General features: G+C 44.8%; 16 protein-coding genes. 5 read left to right on the top strand and 11 right to left on the bottom strand.

Features of this window, described 5'->3' with window-relative positions; translation table 11 throughout:
• The first annotated feature begins 126 nt into the window (after window positions 1-126).
• Entirely contained in the window at window positions 127-1,026 is a 900-nt protein-coding gene (gene gldA / locus VR862_RS14120) for a gliding motility-associated ABC transporter ATP-binding subunit GldA (protein ID WP_324721652.1), read from the top strand.
• Window positions 1,027-2,629: 1,603 nt separating this feature from the next.
• Here the strand turns inward: gldA and VR862_RS14115 are convergent.
• The 6 genes from VR862_RS14115 to VR862_RS14090 all read right to left on the bottom strand — a co-directional run bounded on the left by VR862_RS14115 (window position 2,630) and on the right by VR862_RS14090 (window position 8,340).
• On the bottom strand, window positions 2,630-3,400 hold the full coding sequence (locus VR862_RS14115; protein WP_324721651.1) for a head GIN domain-containing protein: 771 nt from the start codon (window positions 3,398-3,400) through the stop codon (window positions 2,630-2,632).
• The gene (locus VR862_RS14110; protein ID WP_324721650.1) at window positions 3,397-4,488 is read right to left on the bottom strand and encodes an acyloxyacyl hydrolase; all 1,092 of its coding nucleotides are present in this window, start codon (window positions 4,486-4,488) and stop codon (window positions 3,397-3,399) included. The genes VR862_RS14115 and VR862_RS14110 overlap by 4 nt, the downstream gene beginning before the upstream one ends.
• An 18-nt stretch (window positions 4,489-4,506) precedes the next feature.
• Window positions 4,507-4,932, bottom strand: a complete 426-nt coding sequence (locus tag VR862_RS14105) for an OsmC family protein (RefSeq protein WP_324721649.1) — start codon at window positions 4,930-4,932, stop codon at window positions 4,507-4,509.
• Window positions 4,929-6,005: a homoserine dehydrogenase family protein gene (locus VR862_RS14100; RefSeq protein ID WP_324721648.1), complete on the bottom strand. Its 1,077-nt coding sequence runs from the start codon at window positions 6,003-6,005 to the stop codon at window positions 4,929-4,931. The genes VR862_RS14105 and VR862_RS14100 overlap by 4 nt, the downstream gene beginning before the upstream one ends.
• The gene (locus VR862_RS14095; RefSeq protein ID WP_324721647.1) at window positions 5,968-6,981 is read right to left on the bottom strand and encodes an alpha/beta fold hydrolase; all 1,014 of its coding nucleotides are present in this window, start codon (window positions 6,979-6,981) and stop codon (window positions 5,968-5,970) included. The genes VR862_RS14100 and VR862_RS14095 overlap by 38 nt, the downstream gene beginning before the upstream one ends.
• 63 nt (window positions 6,982-7,044) lie before the next feature.
• Complete coding sequence (locus VR862_RS14090; protein WP_324721646.1) at window positions 7,045-8,340, bottom strand: O-acetylhomoserine aminocarboxypropyltransferase/cysteine synthase family protein; 1,296 nt, start codon at window positions 8,338-8,340, stop codon at window positions 7,045-7,047.
• A gap of 1,343 nt (window positions 8,341-9,683) precedes the next feature.
• Between VR862_RS14090 and metK the strand changes: the two genes are divergently transcribed.
• Window positions 9,684-10,943 (top strand): methionine adenosyltransferase, encoded by a 1,260-nt coding sequence (metK, locus tag VR862_RS14085; protein ID WP_324721645.1) that lies wholly within the window; start codon window positions 9,684-9,686, stop codon window positions 10,941-10,943.
• A gap of 213 nt (window positions 10,944-11,156) precedes the next feature.
• Here metK and VR862_RS14080 read toward each other — a convergent pair whose 3' ends face one another.
• Window positions 11,157-12,050, bottom strand: coding sequence for an SDR family oxidoreductase (locus VR862_RS14080; RefSeq protein ID WP_324721644.1), 894 nt, complete (start codon window positions 12,048-12,050; stop codon window positions 11,157-11,159).
• A 123-nt stretch (window positions 12,051-12,173) separates the two neighbouring features.
• On the bottom strand, window positions 12,174-12,554 hold the full coding sequence (locus VR862_RS14075) for a PH domain-containing protein (RefSeq protein ID WP_324721643.1): 381 nt from the start codon (window positions 12,552-12,554) through the stop codon (window positions 12,174-12,176).
• A gap of 125 nt (window positions 12,555-12,679) precedes the next feature.
• On the opposite strand from VR862_RS14075, the gene VR862_RS14070 reads away from it, so the two are divergent.
• The 3 genes from VR862_RS14070 (at window position 12,680) to VR862_RS14060 (ending at window position 15,653) form a co-directional block, all read left to right on the top strand.
• Window positions 12,680-14,044, top strand: coding sequence for an acyl-CoA dehydrogenase family protein (locus VR862_RS14070; protein ID WP_324721642.1), 1,365 nt, complete (start codon window positions 12,680-12,682; stop codon window positions 14,042-14,044).
• A gap of 120 nt (window positions 14,045-14,164) precedes the next feature.
• On the top strand, window positions 14,165-15,085 hold the full coding sequence (locus VR862_RS14065; RefSeq protein WP_324721641.1) for a 2-hydroxyacid dehydrogenase: 921 nt from the start codon (window positions 14,165-14,167) through the stop codon (window positions 15,083-15,085).
• 121 nt (window positions 15,086-15,206) lie between these two features.
• On the top strand, window positions 15,207-15,653 hold the full coding sequence (locus tag VR862_RS14060) for a universal stress protein (RefSeq protein ID WP_324721640.1): 447 nt from the start codon (window positions 15,207-15,209) through the stop codon (window positions 15,651-15,653).
• Between the two features lie 142 nt (window positions 15,654-15,795).
• On the opposite strand, the gene VR862_RS14055 is transcribed toward VR862_RS14060, so the two are convergent.
• The 3 genes from VR862_RS14055 to VR862_RS14045 all read right to left on the bottom strand — a co-directional run bounded on the left by VR862_RS14055 (window position 15,796) and on the right by VR862_RS14045 (window position 19,959).
• Window positions 15,796-18,246, bottom strand: a complete 2,451-nt coding sequence (locus VR862_RS14055; protein WP_324721639.1) for a zinc-dependent metalloprotease — start codon at window positions 18,244-18,246, stop codon at window positions 15,796-15,798.
• A gap of 286 nt (window positions 18,247-18,532) precedes the next feature.
• Window positions 18,533-19,069, bottom strand: coding sequence for a hypothetical protein (locus VR862_RS14050; protein ID WP_324721638.1), 537 nt, complete (start codon window positions 19,067-19,069; stop codon window positions 18,533-18,535).
• Window positions 19,070-19,395: 326 nt separating this feature from the next.
• The gene (locus VR862_RS14045) at window positions 19,396-19,959 is read right to left on the bottom strand and encodes a DUF4256 domain-containing protein (protein ID WP_324721637.1); all 564 of its coding nucleotides are present in this window, start codon (window positions 19,957-19,959) and stop codon (window positions 19,396-19,398) included.
• Between the last annotated feature and the right edge of the window lie 8 nt (window positions 19,960-19,967).

The raw sequence follows: 19,967 nt of genomic DNA, 5'->3' as shown, positions 1-19,967 counted from the left end.
AATGTAGCACATATTTCCTAAAAACGATATTTTTTCCTAAAAAAATCACGAGAACGATTTCGCCATTTTGCCAAAGCAGAAGTTCGCCTTTTCAAAAAGTTGATTTACATTTGGGAAAAAGCTGCTATGTCCATTCAGGTAAACAAGATCTCAAAATTCTACGGGGAGCAAAAAGCTTTAGATAATATCTCCTTTAGTATACAAAAAGGCGAAATCGTGGGTTTTTTGGGTCCGAATGGTGCGGGTAAATCTACTCTAATGAAGATCCTTACCGGATATTTAGAGCCTACCTCGGGAGAAGCTGTTGTGAATGACTACTCTATTTCGGAAGAAATATTACAGGCTCAAAAAAGCATTGGATATTTGCCCGAACACAATTCCCTTTACAGCGAAATGTATGTTAGGGAATACCTGGAGTTCAATGCGCTTATCTATAAGGTGTCAAAAAAGCGGATTGAAGAGGTGATTTTTCAAACGGGCCTGTTACCCGAAGCCAATAAAAAGATCGAACAACTTTCTAAAGGATACCGTCAAAGAGTGGGTCTTGCCAATGCGCTTCTACACGATCCCCAGGTTTTGATCCTCGATGAGCCAACCACCGGACTCGATCCAAATCAACTTATAGAAATTAGAGAGCTTATCAAAGAAATAGGAAAAGAAAAAACCATTTTCCTTTCCACTCATATCATGCGTGAGGTAGAAGCACTTTGCGAGCGGGTGATCATTATTAATAAAGGTCAAATTGTGGCCGATAAGCGCCTGGAAGACCTACGCGATGAGCAGGTGCAGATCATTGAAGTTGAATTTGACTACCGCATTGAAGAAGTTGCTCTGCAGCGACTGCCTCATTTACTGAATATCAAGAATGTTGGCGGCTTCGTCTATGAACTTACTTTTGATACTCCCAAAGACATGCGGCCAACTGTCTTTGACTTCGCCCACGACAACGGATTAAAAACTTTGCAGCTGAATCGGAAGAACAAAAATCTCGAAAGCCTTTTTTCTGAATTGACGCTGAAGAAGTAAATTTTTATATGCAAGGCACGGATTGCAAATCGGCGCCATCTAATTTCCTTGAGTAAAGCCATGATCTTCCTATTCTCTATTTAAAATGCAGATAAAATATAGAACCCTGTCAGGGTTTGGAACCGCTGACAGGGTTCTCCGCGAACAGCACCGGAGGTGCGACCCGTAGTATTCCGTAACAAAAGGATTGGGCTAAAGCCCTGATCAAATTATCTTCTACCTCCGGCTAAAGCCGAAGGCAGTTCATTTTTTTGTTATGTAGAGTTTATTTGCATAGAGCCTGAAAGGCTCAATCAAAATAGCCCCGGACATCGCCCGGGGAAAAAAAACCGCAAAATCTATCAGCCTGTAAGGCTGAAATTATAGGTTCTACAGATAATCGAGATGGTGCCAGCCTTACAGGCTGGGGATCAATGGAAATTTTAGGTCTATTGAAGAAGCAGATAAACCTAACAACCCTGTCAGGGTTTGGAACCTCTGACAGGGTTCTCCGTGAACAGCACCGGAGGTGCGACACAAATAACCTGTTCTCTTTCGAAACAGTAATAATCGGGCTAAAAACCTGTTCTTTTTAATTCTTTTGCCTCCGGCTAAAGCCGAAGGCTATTCATTTTGTTGGTATGCAAAATTTATTGCATAGAGCCTGAAAGGATCAAACAAAATAGCCCCGGGCATCGCCCGGGGAAAAAATAACCGCAAAATCTATCAGCCTGTAAGGCTGAAACTATAGGTTCTACAGATGATCGAGGATGATGCCAGCCTTACAGGCTGGGGATCAATGGAAATTCAAAGACTATTGAAGAAGCAGATAAAGCAAACAACCCTGTCATCGTTTGGAACCTCTGACAGGGTTCTCCGTGAACAGCACCGGAGGTGCGACACAAATAACCTGTTCTCTTTCGAAACAGTAATAATCGGGCTAAAAACCTGTTCTTTTTAATTCTTTTGCCTCCGGCTAAAGCCGAAGGCTATTCATTTTGTTGGTATGCAAAATTTATTGCATAGAGCCTGAAAGGATCAAACAAAATAGCCCCGGGCATCGCCCGGGGAAAAAATAACCGCAAAATCTATCAGCCTGTAAGGCTGAAACTATAGGTTCTACAGATGATCGAGGATGATGCCAGCCTTACAGGCTGGGGATCAATGGAAATTTTAAGTCCCGGAGCGCTGCTCCGGGCTGATTTGTTTAAGGCTTTCAGCCTAAACCTTTTCTCCAGATCAATTAGGCGAAGTTAGCACGGATTTTAATCCGTGCCGAAAAAAAAGCTCTTGGCCCCTGAATTCCCTGATCTTCCTTGTTGTTGAAGAAGCACCTCACCGCCTCCTGACCTGCAAGGTTTTAAAAACCTTGTAGGTCTCTATCGAAAATCTCTAAACTAAACCTACAAGGTCAAAAAGACCTTGCAGGTTTGAACGGAGCTTGATATGACATTATAGAAGGTGGCGTGGATCTTTAATTCGTGCCGCGAGGCAAAATACTGTTGCCCTCCTGATGGCGGTATCTGGAACAAAACCCAACAGGTTAAGAAACTGTTGGTTTTGACGGAAAGCCTCTTAACCCCTTCCATCCGGAAGGTGCGGGTGGGATGAAACTGGGCTAGGATTATTCGAAGATCAACCTTCCTGAATAAAACGCTTCCACGTCTACTACCGGCGGACGATTTACGGAAATCACATCCCCTGTACTCCTTATCTCTCCCTTCAACACCTCCTGCGGATTCACAATCAACTTATTTGTCCCCCTGTGCTGGAAATCGACCTTTCCCGCCATTAGCTCACCCGCTTCTACCCTGCCGTCTCCGTTGGCTATAAAGAGGTTAAGATGATCTGTTTTCCCACGCAGAAAGAAGTTAGAAAAATCATCCCCGGTCACCCTCACATAATCTGAAATCAAATGCAGGTCAAAATCTCCAACCGTATATACTCCCTTTGCCCTTTCCTGATTTAAACTTCTAAGCCATATGTTTGGGAAATGTAATTCTCCCACACTTTTGACCACCCGATTTCCGGCATTTTGAAGCCAGTTTAGATTTGGGGTGGTGACGTAAATTTTGGTGACATCATAATCCCTTACCAAATTACAGCCGTTGTCATTCCGGAGGATGAGCCTACTTTCCACCACTTCAGCAGAGATCTCGTTCATGAGATTCTCTCCGGTTTGGACCAATACGCGGTGTTCAGGTCCCTGTTCAATAAACAGATCGATATCTTCATAAACTATAAGTTCATTGAATGACTCTACCTCAAATTCTTTTCCAATGATCTTTCCGGCGGTTTGAAAACAGTCGGGGGCATCTGCGGTATCGCAACCGGCAAAAGACAACAGTCCCAAAAATGGGAAAATCAGCAGGTATTTTTTCAGCAGCAGTTTCATAAACGATATCCAATTGAAAATTCTACTGCCTCGGCATTTGCTCCATGCGAGCGAACGGTTACAGACCCAAAAAGGTCATTCCAGATCTCTCTTTGTAGCCCTACCCTATTGTAAATTCGGTCCACATATTTGTCGTATGGATAATATACATAATATCCGAGATGCGTTATAAGGGAAAGCTTTCTGAACGTAAGTTGGTGCCCGGCAAAGATCCCCACCCGCTTTGAATCTTCATCTCCCGCCGAACCGTCGAGCGGAAAAGCAACAGAATGAAAGTAAATATACTCTTCCATTGCCCGGGAAAGGAACAATTCTGCACCTGCCTGTAAGGTACTTTTGTGGTTCAAAGACTTATCTGCGTAAGCTGAAAAAGTGAGGAATGGATAAGACTCAGATCCTATGACTCCTGTAGTATTAACTCCGCCGCGCAATACAAGGTTGTATCTAAAAGGGGCCGAAAATGGCATTTTTGGATCCTTGGGAATGAACGCTCTTTTAGATTCGTGATTAAAGTCATAGTTCAATCCTGCGCTCCAGGCAAGCGTATTGGTGGAACTGTTGGGAGATTTAAAATCGGCGTTGGAATAATGTATCAGCGATAGTCCGGTTTGGAAACCGAGACCTCCTATAAGGTTTTCAAACTGCAGGTTCCCTGTGAAGATCGTGGAGCTTAAGATGCGGGAGCCGTAAGCATTGTTCCGGTAATTATCATCGGGGTGATAAGGATTTGTGGTCACTGCCAGTCCCTGGCCGACTTTCAGTAAAAGGTGACGCCTTAGAAAATAAAACCCCAGATGTGCATAGGCTCCAAAATTCTGTCCCAAATGCTCATTCTTGAGATCCTGGTACGAGAGCGAAAACCCAACATTGGGATAATTATACCGCCTCTCCCAGGCTTCATCTCCATAGGTCTTCCGGTTGAAGTGCAGCAACAGCCCGTACGGATGTTCTGTTATTAAATGCGAAATATTCGGATTGTGCTCCCAGATGCTGCCATAGAAATAATTCGCCTCCAAAGAATAATGCTTCTCCTGGGAGAAAGCTGTTTGGCCAAGACAAACAAAAAGAAGCAGCAGCAGTTTTCGCATGGGGGAAGAGCGCCGGAATTATTTCTTTACCGGCGAACCGTTCAGGATGATCTCAGATGTAATCTCGGCAGTCTTTTCCAGCATCTTAGCCACAGAACAATATTTTTCCAGCGAAAGGTCTACCGCTCTTACAGCTTTATTTTCCGGAATCTCGCCGTCAATGGTGATCTTGAGGTGAATTCTTCTAAAAACGTTTGGCACAGCGCCATCCACTCTAAAGCCTTCCACATCCATTTCCAGGTTGGTCATTTCCAGCTGCTGCTTTTTGAGGATCATCACAATGTCGATCCCACTGCAACCGGCAATTCCCATGAGCAGCAACTCCATTGGGCTGGCTCCCTGAGGATTCGGTTCGCTCTTGTTATCGAGCTGCACCACATCGCCCCGCTCATTAGTAGTTTCAAAATGATAGTTATTGTTCAGCCTTTTAAGATGGATCTTCATGAGGGTAATTTTTCAGCTAATTTAATTAAATCTGTAAGAACTCCGCGGGCCGTGACAACAGCTCCTGCCCCTGCTCCTTTAATCACCAGAGGCTGCTCTCCGTAAGATTCGGTAAAGATCTCGAAAGAAGAGTCGACATTTTGAAGACTCCCAAGGGCCGAAGATCTCTTCTCCTTCACTAGCTTTACATCCAGCACCCCCTCTTGCAGGTCGAGCTCTCCCACATGTCTTATCACCTCATCTGGTCCAAGATTTTTCTTTAGCTCCAGGAATAATGGGTCAAGTTCGTTCTTTTTCTGCTGAAAATTTTTAAGACTTGATTGCCCATTAAGGTGCGGTGGCACAAGATCCTGAACTGCAATTTCTTCAAATTCCTTTTCCAGCCCCAGTTCACGACCCAGAATAAGTAGCTTTCGCGCAACATCCTTTCCCGATAGATCCACCCTTGGATCGGGCTCTGTAAAACCTTTTTCGGCGGCTTCAGAAAGTACTTCAGAAAAAGCTCTTTCCTGCTCACAATAGGTGTTGAAAATATAACTTAAGGAGCCCGAAAAAACCCCTCTTACCTTCGTGACTCGCTCATTTGAACGGTAAAAATTCCTAAGGGTCTCAATAACCGGCAAACCAGCTCCTACATTCGTCTCGTAAAAGAAAAACCTGTTGTTTTCTTTAAGCGCTGCCCGCAGCTCGCCATAAAATTTTGAGGACCGGGTGTTGGCAACTTTATTGGCTGCCACGATGTGAAAACCGGCCTTGATTAGAGGCAGGTAATGATCCACGAATTCCTCACTGGCCGTGGCATCTACTGCAACCAGGTTCTTATACTTTTGCTTTTGAACGTACTCCAGGATATCATCAAATTTGTAGGGAAAGCCAAACTTTTCGCGGTCGGCCTCCCAGGAAGCCTGCTGATTCTCATTTTGGAAAAAAGCAGTAGTCGAATTTGCAATGACCGGTAAATTAAGCTCCAGCCCTTCTTTTTGTTTTAGACTCTCCCGCGCCTGCAGCACCTGATTAATGAGCTTACTGCCCACGTTACCGGTTCCAAACAGAACTATGTTTATTTTTTTCATCTTTTGTTGGTTTTGTATTAAAAATTGGACCCAGAATTTCCTTCAGCTGGTCATATTCAATAAGGAAAGCGTCGTGACCATGTATTGATCTAATCTCATGGTAGCTCAGGTTCTGCTTCCCTTCGGAAAGTTTTCTATAGGTATCCCTAATTTCCTGCGGAAGAAAAAACAGATCTGAATCAATTCCCACCAAATGAATGTCTCCGGTTATTTTCCCGGCTGCTGCTGAAGGATCCCCTTTGCCTGCCGAAATATCTATAGTTGTTAACAGGTGGTTCATCAATTTATAAGCAGCCAGTTCATATCGCTTCTCCAGCTTCCTGCCGTGATGGCTCAGCCAGTTTGCCACTTCAAATTCAAGATTGGATTCATTTCTTTTTCTGCGGAATTTGGCCGAAAATGACGCCGGAGTCCGATAAAAAGTCATTGCGTGCATTCGGGCATCATGTACAGGATCTGAAGAATTGTTGAGGATCTGGTCCTGCACCTTGCACTGCCCCAGTACCCAGTCGGTGGCTTTAAGATCGGCGGCAATGGGAATCAGGTTCTGGATCAGGTTTGGTTTGAGGACTGCAAGGTACCAGGCCAGGGCGCCCCCAATGGAGCCTCCAATGGCTGCAAACAGGCTGTTGATCTGCAATTCATCAAGTACCTTTAAGAATATTCCGGCAATATCCTCCAGAGTGAATTCGGTGTAATTTTGCAGCAGATGCTCCCGTTTGCCACTTGCGCCATTTCCCGGAACATTAATAGCCAGCACGCAAAACCTGTTGGTATCTATGACCTTTTTTGGCCCAACCAGTTCCTTCCACCATCCCTGCTCCCCCGAAACTTCGGCATTACCTGTGAGTGCATGGTTTACGAGCACCACAGGGGCAGTTCCGGGTTGCTGCCCAAAAAGGCGAAAAAACACATGGATCTTCTGCACGGTACCTGCCGAATTTCTGAAATCGGGTATAACTATTTCCTGAAGCATATCTTTAAATTTTCCGGAACAGCAGAAAAATCCTTCTCCTGTTCCGGATTAAAATTAGTCTGATTAAATGGCATTTTTAACAGGTATTTTTGCCAGGGCCTGCTCAAGATCATATTTGAGATCCTCCAAGTCTTCAAGACCCACAGACAATCTCACGAGATCTTTGGTTACACCCGTTGACTCCTGCTGCTCATCATTTAGTTGTTGATGTGTTGTACTGGCAGGGTGAATGATCAAAGACTTAGTATCGCCAATATTGGCCAGCAGCGAAAACAGCTTTGTCTCATCCACCAGCACTTTTGCAGCTTCATACCCGCCTTTTACTCCAAAGGTCACGACTCCGCTTTGCCCTTTTGGAAGGTACTTCTCAGCCAACTCATGATAAGGACTGCTTTCCAACCCCGGATAGTTCACCCAGCTCACCTCTTCTTTTTGCTGCAGCCATTTTGCCAGAGCCAATGCATTTTCACTGTGCTTTTTGATCCTTATCTCCAGCGTCTCGAGCCCCTGCAGGATCTGGAAAGCATTGAACGGACTCAGCGCTGCACCAAGATCCCGCAGGCCTTCAATTCGCACTTTAGCAATGAAGGCAGCTTCTTTTAAAGCCTCGTGATAGACTAATCCGTGGTAACCCGGCGAAGGTTCTGTGAACTCAGGAAATTTGCCATTGCTCCAGTCGAATTTTCCGGCGTCAATAATGACTCCGCCCAGGGAAGTTCCATTTCCACTAATGTATTTGGTTAGGGAATGGATCACCAGGTCGGCACCATATTCGATAGGTTTTACCAGTGCCGGAGTGGCCACGGTGTTGTCAACTATAAAAGGTACTTTATGTTTTTTTGCCACTTTGGAGATTGCCTCCAGGTCCAGCACATCAAGCCTGGGATTGCCCAGCGATTCCACAAAAACAGCTCGGGTATTCTCCTTTACGGCATTAGAGAAATTCTCAGCATCCTGCGGATCTACAAAAGTAGTGGTGATGCCGAGGCGTGGTAAGGTAACCCTTAGGAGGTTGTAAGTGCCGCCATAGAGGCTGCTGGAAGCCACTATATGATCTCCGGCTTTTAGCAGCGTAAGCAGCGTGGTACTGATCGCCGCAGTACCCGATGCTGTGACCACGGCTGCGATTCCGCCTTCCAGGGCTGCCAGTCGCTGCTCTAAAATGTCGTTTGTAGGATTGTTTAGTCTGGTGTAGATGAATCCCGGTTCTGCCAGTGAGAAAAGGTTGGCCGCATGATCGGAATCTCTAAAGACATAAGAAGTTGACTGGTAGATAGGGACTGCTCTAGTGCCTCCGTTTGCTGCTACATCATGCCCTGCGTGGAGAGCGTTGGTCGAAAAATTGTTTGTTGTACTCATCTTTTAAAGGTTTAAGGAATAAAGGTTAATAGTTAATTGTTATGTGTCAATGTTATCGGTTGTCGGTTCTCAGTTGTCGGTTGTCAGTTGACGGTTGCGGGTTCCGGGTTGCGGGCTAAAAACCTCTTTCCACATTGGAATTTGGAATTTGGTGCTTGATTATTGTTTGTTAATTGTCTTAAAAACAAAAATCCCTTTGACTCGCTTGCCAAAGGGATTTTCTAACTGAATATATAACTAACTTAAATCCTCGTTTTTCGGCAATAGCGGGTTGGTGCGCACATCATGCACATCATACAACACATCATCATCATTGCTATTGCTCTGTAATTTTTCATGGTTTCTCTTTTTTACTCTTTTGCCACTTCTTTTTATGTGGCCTCAAAAATGGCATTTTAGCTAGCTCTTGTTTCTTTAGTTCTTTGAAACAAAAAAGCCGCTGCGGTGGCAGCGGCTTCTTGCTATTTTATCTTTTTCAGATTCATGCAATAGGACGCGCTGCGGAATTTCTCCACATCATACACATCATATTACAAATCACCTTGTTCATTTCTCGATTTCTTGTGAAGCAAAGTTAACGACAGAAAATTTAAAGGAACAAATAAAATTCAAATTAATTTCAATTTCTGAGTGTTGACGGGGCTTCGGAGTTGCGAGTTGCAGGTTGCAGAGTTGCAGGCCTTGGGTTGCGAGTTGCGGTTCCGAGTTGCAGGTTTCGGGTTGCGAGTTCCTGAGTTGCGGGTTACGAGTTGTGGATTCTTTTTCAGTTAGTGAATACTGATCATATGACTAAAAATAATTGCAAACATACCCCAAGATATATTTCGCCCTTACAGGGCTTTTTTTCATGTGGTTCTTTTGAACCCGGGGCTAAAACCCCGGGCAAAAAATATTACGCCCCCTGGGGCTATTTTATATTTTCCACTAACTTTTAACCACGTTCAAAAGTAAAAAAACTAAAGGCTATACTGCCTCCGTAGACCCCCATGAAGTGAAGAGTTCCTGACCTGTTCATTCCTAATTGATCATTGATCATTGCTAATTGTTAATTGAGTCTGCGCTAAGGATTGAGCGGCTGTTGGAGCTCTCCCGCAGCCGGGAGGCTGAGGGAAGCGACCCGCGAAAGCCTGACGGGACGACCGGGAGGTCGCACCGGAGCGCCCAAATTATTCTTAAAAATGAGATTAGGCTGCCCAATTAAAACAATTTTTATACATTTGCTGCTCATCAATTTCAGGGAAAAATTTGACTGATTGCAACCCTTAAAAATGCTAAAGCAGTGACAACTTCTCTAGCGCTTCACGTCAAATATTTTCTGAATATAATTTTTAAAACGACGAAGCATGCCATACTTATTTACTTCAGAAAGTGTTTCTGAAGGCCACCCAGACAAAGTTGCCGATCAAATTAGCGATACTCTTCTTGATAATTTTCTTGCCTTTGACCCCGAATCCAAGGTCGCCTGCGAAACGCTTGTGACTACAGGACAGGTGGTTCTTGCAGGAGAAGTGAAAAGCGACACCTACCTGGATGTGCAGAACATTGCCCGGGAAGTGATCAACGACATTGGTTACACTAAGGGAGCTTATAAATTTAGTGGGGATTCCTGCGGCGTGATCTCTTTGATCCACGAACAGTCTCAGGATATCAACCAGGGAGTGGATCGCGGTAACAAGGAAGAACAGGGAGCCGGCGACCAGGGAATGATGTTTGGCTACGCGACCAAAGAAACTGAGAACTACATGCCGCTGGCGCTGGACATTTCTCATAAGATCCTTATCGAACTGGCAAAACTGCGTCGGGAAAATAAGGAGATCACATACCTGCGCCCCGATTCCAAGAGCCAGGTGACCATTGAATACAGCGATGACAACGTGCCGCAACGAATCGTTTCAATTGTAGTTTCCACGCAGCACGACGAATTTGATGAGGATGATAAGAAAATGCTCGACAAGATCAAGAAGGATATCATCGAGATCCTAATTCCGCGGGTGCAGGCATTACTGCCGGAATACGTTCAGAAATTGTTCAACGACAAGATAAAATACCACATCAACCCTACAGGAAAGTTCGTTATTGGCGGACCGCACGGCGATACCGGACTCACCGGAAGAAAGATCATTGTGGACACCTACGGAGGAAAAGGAGCCCATGGTGGAGGTGCGTTTTCAGGAAAAGATCCAAGTAAGGTAGACAGGTCGGCGGCATATGCGGCGCGGCACATCGCAAAGAACCTGGTAGCTGCAGGCGTGGCCGATGAAGTACTGGTGCAGGTTTCCTACGCTATTGGGGTGGTAGAACCAACTTCCATTTTAGTAGAGACCTACGGCTCGAAAAAAGTAGATCTTAGCCACGGAGAGATTGCCGAAAAGGTGCTCAAGATCTTTGACATGAGACCATCGGCCATTGAAGACAGACTCGGTCTTAGAAATCCGATTTACCGCGAGACCTCAGCTTACGGCCACTTTGGAAAAGAACCACGCACAGAAAGAAAAGTCTTTAGGAGTCCGTACAACGGGGAAAAAACGGTCGAGGTGAAGTTGTTTACCTGGGAAGAGTTGAACTACGTTGACAAAGTAAAAGAGGAATTTGGACTAAACTAATGTTCAGTACTTGATACTGTACCTATATCGGCGGAAAACCGAAAACATAAAAACCCGGAGCTTTTACTCCGGGCTTTTTTTTGTCAGGGTTTAAAAGACAGTTATCTGAACATCTCAATCTTAATTCTAAAGCTAAATTGGAATTCATCCCGATTTTCGTACTTCTAAAATCGTACTTCTAATTTCGAACTTCGCACTTCAAAATACTGTCAACTAAATGGTGGGTCTTCCACCCGTCACCTGAATGGTTGAGCCGGTCATATAGCTGGAGCCTTCTGAAGCCAAAAGCACAAATGGCGCAGCCAGCTCGGCAGGTTGTCCCGGTCTGCCCAAGGGAGTGTCCTTTCCAAAAGTTTCTGTTTGATCCATTGGCATAGTAGCCGGGATAAGCGGTGTCCAAATTGGTCCCGGGGCAACGCAATTGGCCCTTATACCTTTGGGTGCAAGGATCTGTCCTAAATTGGCTGTAAAGTTTTGGATCGCCCCTTTGGTTGCAGCATAGGCCAGCAGCTGTGGGTGTGGCTTATAGGCGTTTATAGAAGTGGTGTTGATAATAGTGCTTCCTGGTTTCATGTGAGGCTCTGCAGCTTTTACCAGGTAGAACATAGAGTAGATGTTGGTCTTAAAGGTCTTGTCCCACTCTCCACTGGGGATGTCCTGTATCGTTTCCCGTGCCATTTGAAAGGCAGCATTGTTCACCAGGATATCGATCTGCCCGAATTCCTTCACTGCTTTTTCGATTATCTTTTTACAATGCTCTTCTTCACTCACGTCTCCGGCCACAAGCACCGCTTTTTTTCCGGCTTTTTCCACCCAATTTGCGGTTTCTTTTGCATCTTCATCTTCATTGAGATAAGCAATTAAAACGTTAGCTCCTTCGCGGGCAAAGGCAATGGCCACGGCACGTCCAATTCCAGAATCCCCTCCTGTGATTATGGCATTTTTTCCTTCCAGCTTTCCCGATCCTTTATACGATTCTTCCCCATGATCAACTTTGGGGTGCATCTTCTTTTCAGTACCGGGAGGATCCTGTCGCTCCTGTTGTTCAAATGGTGGCTGGGCACCTTTTTTTGTGGGATCCTGCATCTTTTTTTTCTCTTTGCTCATAGCTATTCATTTTTTCAGAAGAGGTTCCAAAAATGGCATTTTTGACACCTCAGGATTGAGCATGAATTTACAGAAAGTCGGACGCGACTAAGGAAAAAGTGAAACTAAAGTTTTGCTAAAACTCTATTTAAGAACATGTTGAGCCAGCAGTTTCTGAACTTCATACACGTTGACAGATTTGTTGAATTTTCTACTCACACTGGGTTCCTTTTCCGAAGAGATCCAGATCTTAAGTTCGGCATCAAGATCAAAAGTCCCCGCAGTTTCCACGCTAAACCTTGAAATGCTCTTGTAGCCAATGGAAAGATACTGAGTTTTACTGCCGGTAAGGCCCTGTTTATCTATTAAGATCAACCTCCTATTGGTAAAGACGAAGGTGTCCCTAAAAATTTTAAAACCGGCTTCAATAGTTTCGGCTTCAAATAGAAGCTGCCCATATTCGGCCTGCAGTTTTTGATTATCGACTGCCCCGGCGTTGCCCATTAATGATGAAAAGATTCCCATTTTGTTGTTTTTGAGAAGGTAAATTAATTAAAAAACAAACAGTTCACGGAAACAGCACTTCGGTTTGAGAAAGCTTTAACAGGCTGCCTTTTCTTTAATACCTATTTTTAGAAAAACCTGAAATTATGGCCTTCTTCGGAAAAGTAAGAAATACGATCAACCTCCTTAAGAACATAGATCTTGATCAACTGGCAAAGATCAACAAGCAAATAGATCTTTCGGAAGCAATGCAAACGCTGGGACAGCTCGATGAAAATCAGCTCAAAGGTCTCATGAAAATGCTGAAGACCAAGCGCCGCAAAGGACAGCACGACCTACCGCCTATTGATGGAGATTTTTACAATCTTGATCTAAAGCTCACAGAAGAGCAGCGCAAACTGCAGCTGAAGGTCCGCAATTTTATGGAAGATGAAGTACGGCCACTTGTCAATGACCACTGGAACCGGGCCAAATTTCCCTTTGAGATCATTGAGAAATTCAAGAAGCTTAATATTGCAGGCGTCCCTTACGAAGGCTACGGCTGCCCAAATTTGCCATTTTTGATGGAGGGCATCATTGCCCAGGAGATCGCACGGGTTGATGTTTCCATTTCTACTTTTTTCGGAGTCCACAGCGGACTGGCTATGGGTTCGATCTATCTCTGCGGAAGCGAAGAGCAAAAGCAGGAATGGTTGCCAAAAATGCAGAAACTGGAAGCCATTGGTGCCTTTGGTCTTACCGAACCCAACGTGGGAAGCGGCGTGGCCGGCGGACTTGAAACCACCTGTAAATGGGATGGCGAAAACTGGGTGCTCAATGGCCAGAAGAAATGGATTGGAAATGCCACTTTTGCAGATGTGATCGTGATCTGGGCCCGGGATGAAGATTCGAATCAGGTAAAAGGATTTTTGGTGAGAAAAGGCAATCCGGGTTTTAAAGCTGAAAAGATGCGGGACAAAATGGCGCTGCGCATTGTGCAGAATGCACTTATCACCCTCACCGATTGCAGGGTTCCTGATGAAGACCGGCTTAAAAAAGCAGAATCTTTCAGGGATACCGCAAAGGTGCTGAAAATGACCCGTGCAGGAGTAGCCTGGCAGGCCGTGGGTTGTGCCCGGGGAGCTTATGAAAGTGCCCTGAAATACACCAAGAAGCGGGAGCAATTTGGGAGACCCATTGCTTCTTACCAGTTGATTCAAAATCACCTGGTTGAAATGATCGCCAATGTTACCTCTATGCAAACCCTGTGCTTTAGATTATCTGAACTACAGGATCAGGAACTGCTTAAAGACGAGCATGCTTCGCTGGCTAAGGTTTATACCAGCATGAGAATGAGAGATGTGGTAAGCAGAGCACGTGAAGTGATGGGTGGAAACGGAATCCTTTTAGAATACGATGTCGCCCGCTTCGTCGCCGATGCTGAAGCTATTTACAGCTATGAAGGTACTAAGGAGATCAATTCTCTTATCGTGGGAAGAGCGATCACCGGGTATAGTGCGTTTGTGAATTAGTTCGGAGTCGGGAGTTCAGAGTTCGGCGTTAAAAGATTAGATGTCATTCCTGGAAAAAATAAAATTGATTTTAAAGAAGATTTTCTACAAACTATCAACTACAGACTAAAGACTAAACACATGTCCTTCTTAATTGTAAGTTCACAAAGAGATCCAAAGGCGTGGATCGAAGCGATAAAAGACCAAAACCCTGAAATAGACCTGGAGGTATATCCGGAGGTGAGGGATCCCGAAAAGGTGGAATTTGCCCTTTCCTGGAAGCATCCACATGGCATCTATAAAAATTATCCGAATCTCAAGGTAATTGCTTCCATGGGTGCAGGAATAGATCATATCATTGAAGATCCCGATATTCCGGAGCATGTAAAGATCACACGAGTGATCGACGAACAGCTCACCAAAGACATGAGCGTATTTGTGCTGTCTCTCATCCTCGAACATCTTAGGAACCTTTCATTCCATTACAGCAGCAAAGAATGGAAGCCGGTAAAATATCTGCGCCCTACAGAAGTGCAGGTGGGAATTATGGGGATGGGGGTATTGGGAGTCGGCGTTGCCGAAAAGCTAATTCAGAACAAGTTCAACGTCACCGGCTGGTCTCGCACCCAAAAGGAGATCTTAGGAGTCACCACTTACCATGGAGATGAGCAGCTGCAGGATTTTCTGGAGGCTTCACAGATACTCGTTTGCCTCCTGCCGCTGACTTCCGAAACTGAGAATATCCTTAATAAGCGCCTTTTTGAAAAGTTACCGAAGAACGCCTATGTGATCAACGTCGCACGCGGCCCACATCTGGTTGAGGAGGATCTTCTGGAAATGATCGAAAGAGGACATTTGTCGGGCGCAGCTCTGGATGTTTTCAGGACAGAGCCGCTGCCGAAAGATCATCCTTTCTGGAACAACCAGAAGATCAAGATCACGCCACACGTAGCAAGCGTTACCTATCCGGCCACAGTAGCTCCGCAGATCCTGGAGAACTACCGCAGAATGCAGGAGGGAAAAGAATTAAAAAATGTAGTGGACAGGGAGAAGGAGTATTAGTGTTCAGTGGTCGGTGATCAGTGAGCAGTGGGCAGGAAATTAGAATTTAGAGGTTAGAAGTACGACGTCGCACGACGAAAAACCGTTATACATTAATCATTAAACCTTAAACCTTGAAAAAATGAACGATCTAAAGAACATATTAGTAGCCGTAGATTTTAACGATGCCGTAGGGGACCTTCTAGGATATGCCGAAGGACTGGCCGAGAAATTCGGTGCCAAGGTCTGGGTACTGCATGTAGCAGAACCTGAACCGGATTTTGTAGGCTATGAGCCGGGACCACAGTACATCAGGGATTTTAAGGCTGAAGAATTCAGGGAAGAGCACCGCAACCTGCAAATGTATTGCGACAACTTTCTTAGTGACAATATCGAAAAGGAAGCTTTATTGATACAGGGCTCTACTGTAGAGGCAGTACTAAAGGAAGCTCAAAAACTGGAATCGGACCTGCTGATCGTTGGTACCCACAAACACAGTTTTTTGCACAATCTTCTCAAGGAAAGTGTTTCCCTGGAACTCCTGAAAAAAGCAGATATTCCTATGCTTACTGTACCTATTGATGAATAGATAGCACTATTTAATAATCTCCCAAAGGACTCTTTCGGTAAAGAAAAGCCCAATAATATACTTCCCGGACCTTCAGTTTTATTCAGAAAAAAACCCCGTGCTTTACGGGGTTTTATTTATTAAGAATTAATGCAATTGTAAACTAGGCATCTACATCAAGAGCCCGGTCTATTCTTGCAATAAGATCATTCCAGTGGTAGATGGTAAGTTTATCATTGGTGCGGGATCTTCTTGCTCTCAGGTCTCTTTTAAGCTGTTCGATCTCTCCACGCATTAGAGCAATAATATCGCTTTGTGCAATATCACTATTTCCTTCGGCCTCCAGCTGCTGCACATATCCTGTTGCAGCATCTACATAAGCGCGTTGTATATTTCTTCTATAGGCGTCAACCTCATTCCCCCTGTAAAGCTCGCTGAAAAGACCTTTTCTAAGATCATTCATCATTTCTACCGGAGTATAAGCCTTATTGCCATTAAGTTGTTGATTGGTGAACATACGCTGCAAGCGATCCTCATCCAACAGGTTCTCAAGAGACCTGCTTTGTAAACTTTGAATTCTCTCCAGGGTTCCCGAAGATTCTATTCTGCCGAGCAAGTCTTCGTTTAGCAGCCAGTGCGGCGTAGTAAAAGCATGTTTGTTCAAAAAGGCAACTGCAGCTTCTTGTTTTTCCTTAGGCACATGTGTATAAACCGTTCCTTCCTGGTCGGCAGTCTTGCGGGTCTCGTAGATTCCGCCGACATTAGCCACCACATGATTAATATAGCCTCTCCACATGCCGTTTAGCTCCCGGTAAACTTCCTCAAGGTCGTCGTAGTCCTGATTATCCTTCCGGGTCCATTTCACAAGATTTGGCACTACCTTCTTCAGGTTGGCAAGTCCGTATTCGCTGGCTTTTATTTGATCGGCCCCAAGACTCTCTCTTTGGGATTGAGGGTCGATTCCACCGTAACCACTTCCAAATTCATATACAGGATCCCCGGCTTTTTCCAGTATCCAGTCGCTAAGGATCTGCTTCTCTTCCTGAGTGGTAGCATCCGGAATATAGCGGTACCCCCAGTTGATCGCGTACAGGTCGTAAGGCCCCATCATCCTGATGTAGCGCACTCCCTCATCTCCCGGTTGAGCCACATAATTTACCCGGGCATAGTCCATAATTGATGGAGTTAAGCCGTACTTCTGAGTAAATTCAGGAGAACGTAAAGAATCTGTTGGATAGGCCGAACTTGCTTTCATATTGTGCGGTAAACCAAGGGCATGTCCTACTTCGTGAGCGATCACCATACGCATCATCTCTCCTATCTCTTCTTCGGGAGTATTGAGAGTACGTGCAGATTCCAGTTGCGCTCCGGCTTCGATCATATAACGGTTTCTGTAAGAGCGCAGGTGGTTGTGATACCATACGATATCACTTTCAATGATCTCCCCGGTGCGGGGATCGGTCACCGATGGCCCCATGGCATTCCTGGTAGTACTCGCCACATACCGAACAACAGAGTAACGCACATCCTCCGGACTAAACTCGGGATCTTCTTCTGTTGTTGGAGGATCTTTGGCTATAACTGCATTTTTAAACCCTGCAGCTTCAAAAGCAACATTCCAGTCTTCAATTCCCTGCTTAAAATAGGGTCTCCACTTTTCGGGAGTAGCGGGGTCCAGATACCACACAATAGGCTTCACCGGCTCTACCAGTTCACCTCTTTTATATGCCTCAATATCTTTTGGCACCAGCTTCCAGCGATTGATGATCTCGTAATCATCGGCCTTAAGTTCTTCTGAATTATAATCATATTTGCGCGTTGTGAACCAACCCACACGGTGATCGGCAAGACGCGGCTGCATCTTATTTTCGGGAAGCAGGATCATAGATTGGTTCATAAGCATGGAAATAGTACCGGCCTGATCTCTTTCGGGTGGTTCTTCGGCCTCATAGGTCATCACATGCTTCACTTCAATATTCTTTGGATAAGCGTGAGCAGATTCAATATAGGAGCGCCCTTTATCCAGTCGCTTTACTTTGTATCGCTTTTTAAGAGACGGGGAAACGCCGTTGATCGCGTCCACATCTTCTTTAAACAAGTCACTTGCCTCAATTACTGCGGAAGTTTTATCATCATTAAAAGCTACGATCTTTGAGCTGAAGAGGATAGGAAAGAAGTTGTTTGCCCGCACCGACTGATAAATAGGAGAACCTTCCTCACTTTCATTCTCAAAACTTATCACTTTCATATCGATATGGTCGCCGCGGCGGGACCAGCGTACCACCTGTTCGTTTACCTTGGAACCGGCATTGACATAGCCGCCGCCGTAGCTCGCAGGCACACCTGCAATCCGGCTTACGAGGAGCATATCTTTTTCAAGCAGCTCAAGCGGAATCTCAAAATACAGTTTATCCCCAACAAAATGGGTGTTAAAAAGGCCTTCATCACTCTTTGCTTCAGCGGTAATGACTTCGGAAAAAGGTTTGATGTCGCCCTTGGTTTTTTGCGCCGGGGCCTTGGCGGTGTCTTTCTTAGCATCAGACGTTGCTTTGGGGGTTTGACAACCAAACCCTACGGCCAGCAACAGCCCGTACATCGGTAACTTTTTTATCATGGGTAAATGGAATTTTTAAGATTCCCAAGATAGCCAATGAAGTTAGAAGTACGAAATTAAAAGTGCAGGGAAAATTTTATTAAAGGCCAAAAGTTTTTTGCAGAGAACGCAGAGGTCTTGTAGAACAACAGCTCACAAATTCGAATCTTCAAATTCTCACCTCTTCAAATTCTGTTTGGGAATCTGAGGCTGGAACTGTGGCAATGTTTTTCCCAATAAGCCAGAACACAGAAAAATTTAGCACCACTGAGCACTGTTAATTGATCATTGTTAATTGTTCATTGTTCTAATAAAATCTATAGAAGAATTTGAGTCCGGCGGAAGCTTGAATAAACCCTGAACCGATTATATCCAGGTCGCCCGACACAGCGTCTGTTCTTTCCTTTTTTGCAGTGTTCTGGTCAAGTAGCATGAGCATTACTCCGGCCTCGAGCGCAACGCCGAATTGAGGAGTGAGATTAAAATCCCTCCCGAGTCTTGGCACCAGCAGCAAATTCGTTCTTTTCTCCCACTCCCCTTCACTCCTCATATAAGTAAGACCCGATTTGACGTACCAGGGCATCAGATCCGTTTGTCCGGATCTTCCTGCGAAATGATAGTAAAAATCCCCTGAAACTGTGAAATTCGTGTTTTTATAACCCGGACTGGTTCCTAATGCAATTCCATACTGGTTTTGATCCACCTGCATCCTGACACCGATATTTACAGTTTCCGGGGTTCCGAATCCGCCGGTGATATTGAATTGTTCCTGCGCAAGACTCGTATTACCTGAATAAAAACAGATAAGGCAAAAAATTAGGAGTCGAAAAATGCTGTTTTTCATAGGTATAGGTTTTGCCGGCACAAATGGTTTTACACATTCCACATCAATATCTATTGATGTTGTATCGCAGAACAGCAAAACATCTACAATTTAAACTAAAAATTCTAAATCAGGGTTTAAAAAGAGACCTGCAGCAGAACCAATCCGAAATCAGGTATTGGTATGAAAGAATGTGGTATGGGATTCTTCCTGACACTCTTTTAGTCCCGAAATGAGGCTCGAGTTATTTCCTGAAAGTTCATTTCCCGAAAATATTGTCATTTATGAGAGAGGTTTCAAAAATGACATTTTAAGAACTCCTTCCTCAAAATCTTATTAAGCTTCTGTTACACCTTCAATATCCCTCTAAATCCTCTGGCAGCATAATAGGATTCCGCGCCATTATGGTAAATAAATACCCGACCAAAGCGGAAATCTCCAAAGATCGCCCCTCCCAGCTTTCTAATTTCTTCAGGGGTTTTTAACCAACTGGAGGTTTTTGTGTCAAACGTGCCTAGTTGTTGTAATTCCCTGTATTGTTCTTCTGAAAGTAGCTCAATTCCCATTTTAGCAGCCAGCTCCACAGCACTGTTTTTGGGAGGAAATTTCTTCCTCGAGGCCAGAGCTTCGGGGTCATAACAGACACTCCGTCGCCCCTTCGGACTTTCCGCAGAACAATCATAGAAAATATAGGCTCCCGACTTTTCTTCCATTCCAACTATATCGGGTTCTCCTCCTGTCCTTTCCATCTCGTGAAGCGATAACATTTTGGCAGGATTGGATTTTAATTTGTGCTCCACTTTATCCCATTCCAGGCCTTCGTGCCTGCTTTTATTCTCATCAAATCGGGATTTTAGAGTCGTAAGCAGCTCCTCCTGCTGTGCTGCCGAAAGCTCTTTAAGTTCTGCCATTTCAGATG

The organism is Salinimicrobium aquimaris, from assembly GCF_035607535.1.
In the GTDB taxonomy this organism is placed as follows: Bacteria; Bacteroidota; Bacteroidia; order Flavobacteriales; family Flavobacteriaceae; genus Salinimicrobium.
This window is presented reverse-complemented; position numbering and strand designations above follow the sequence as displayed.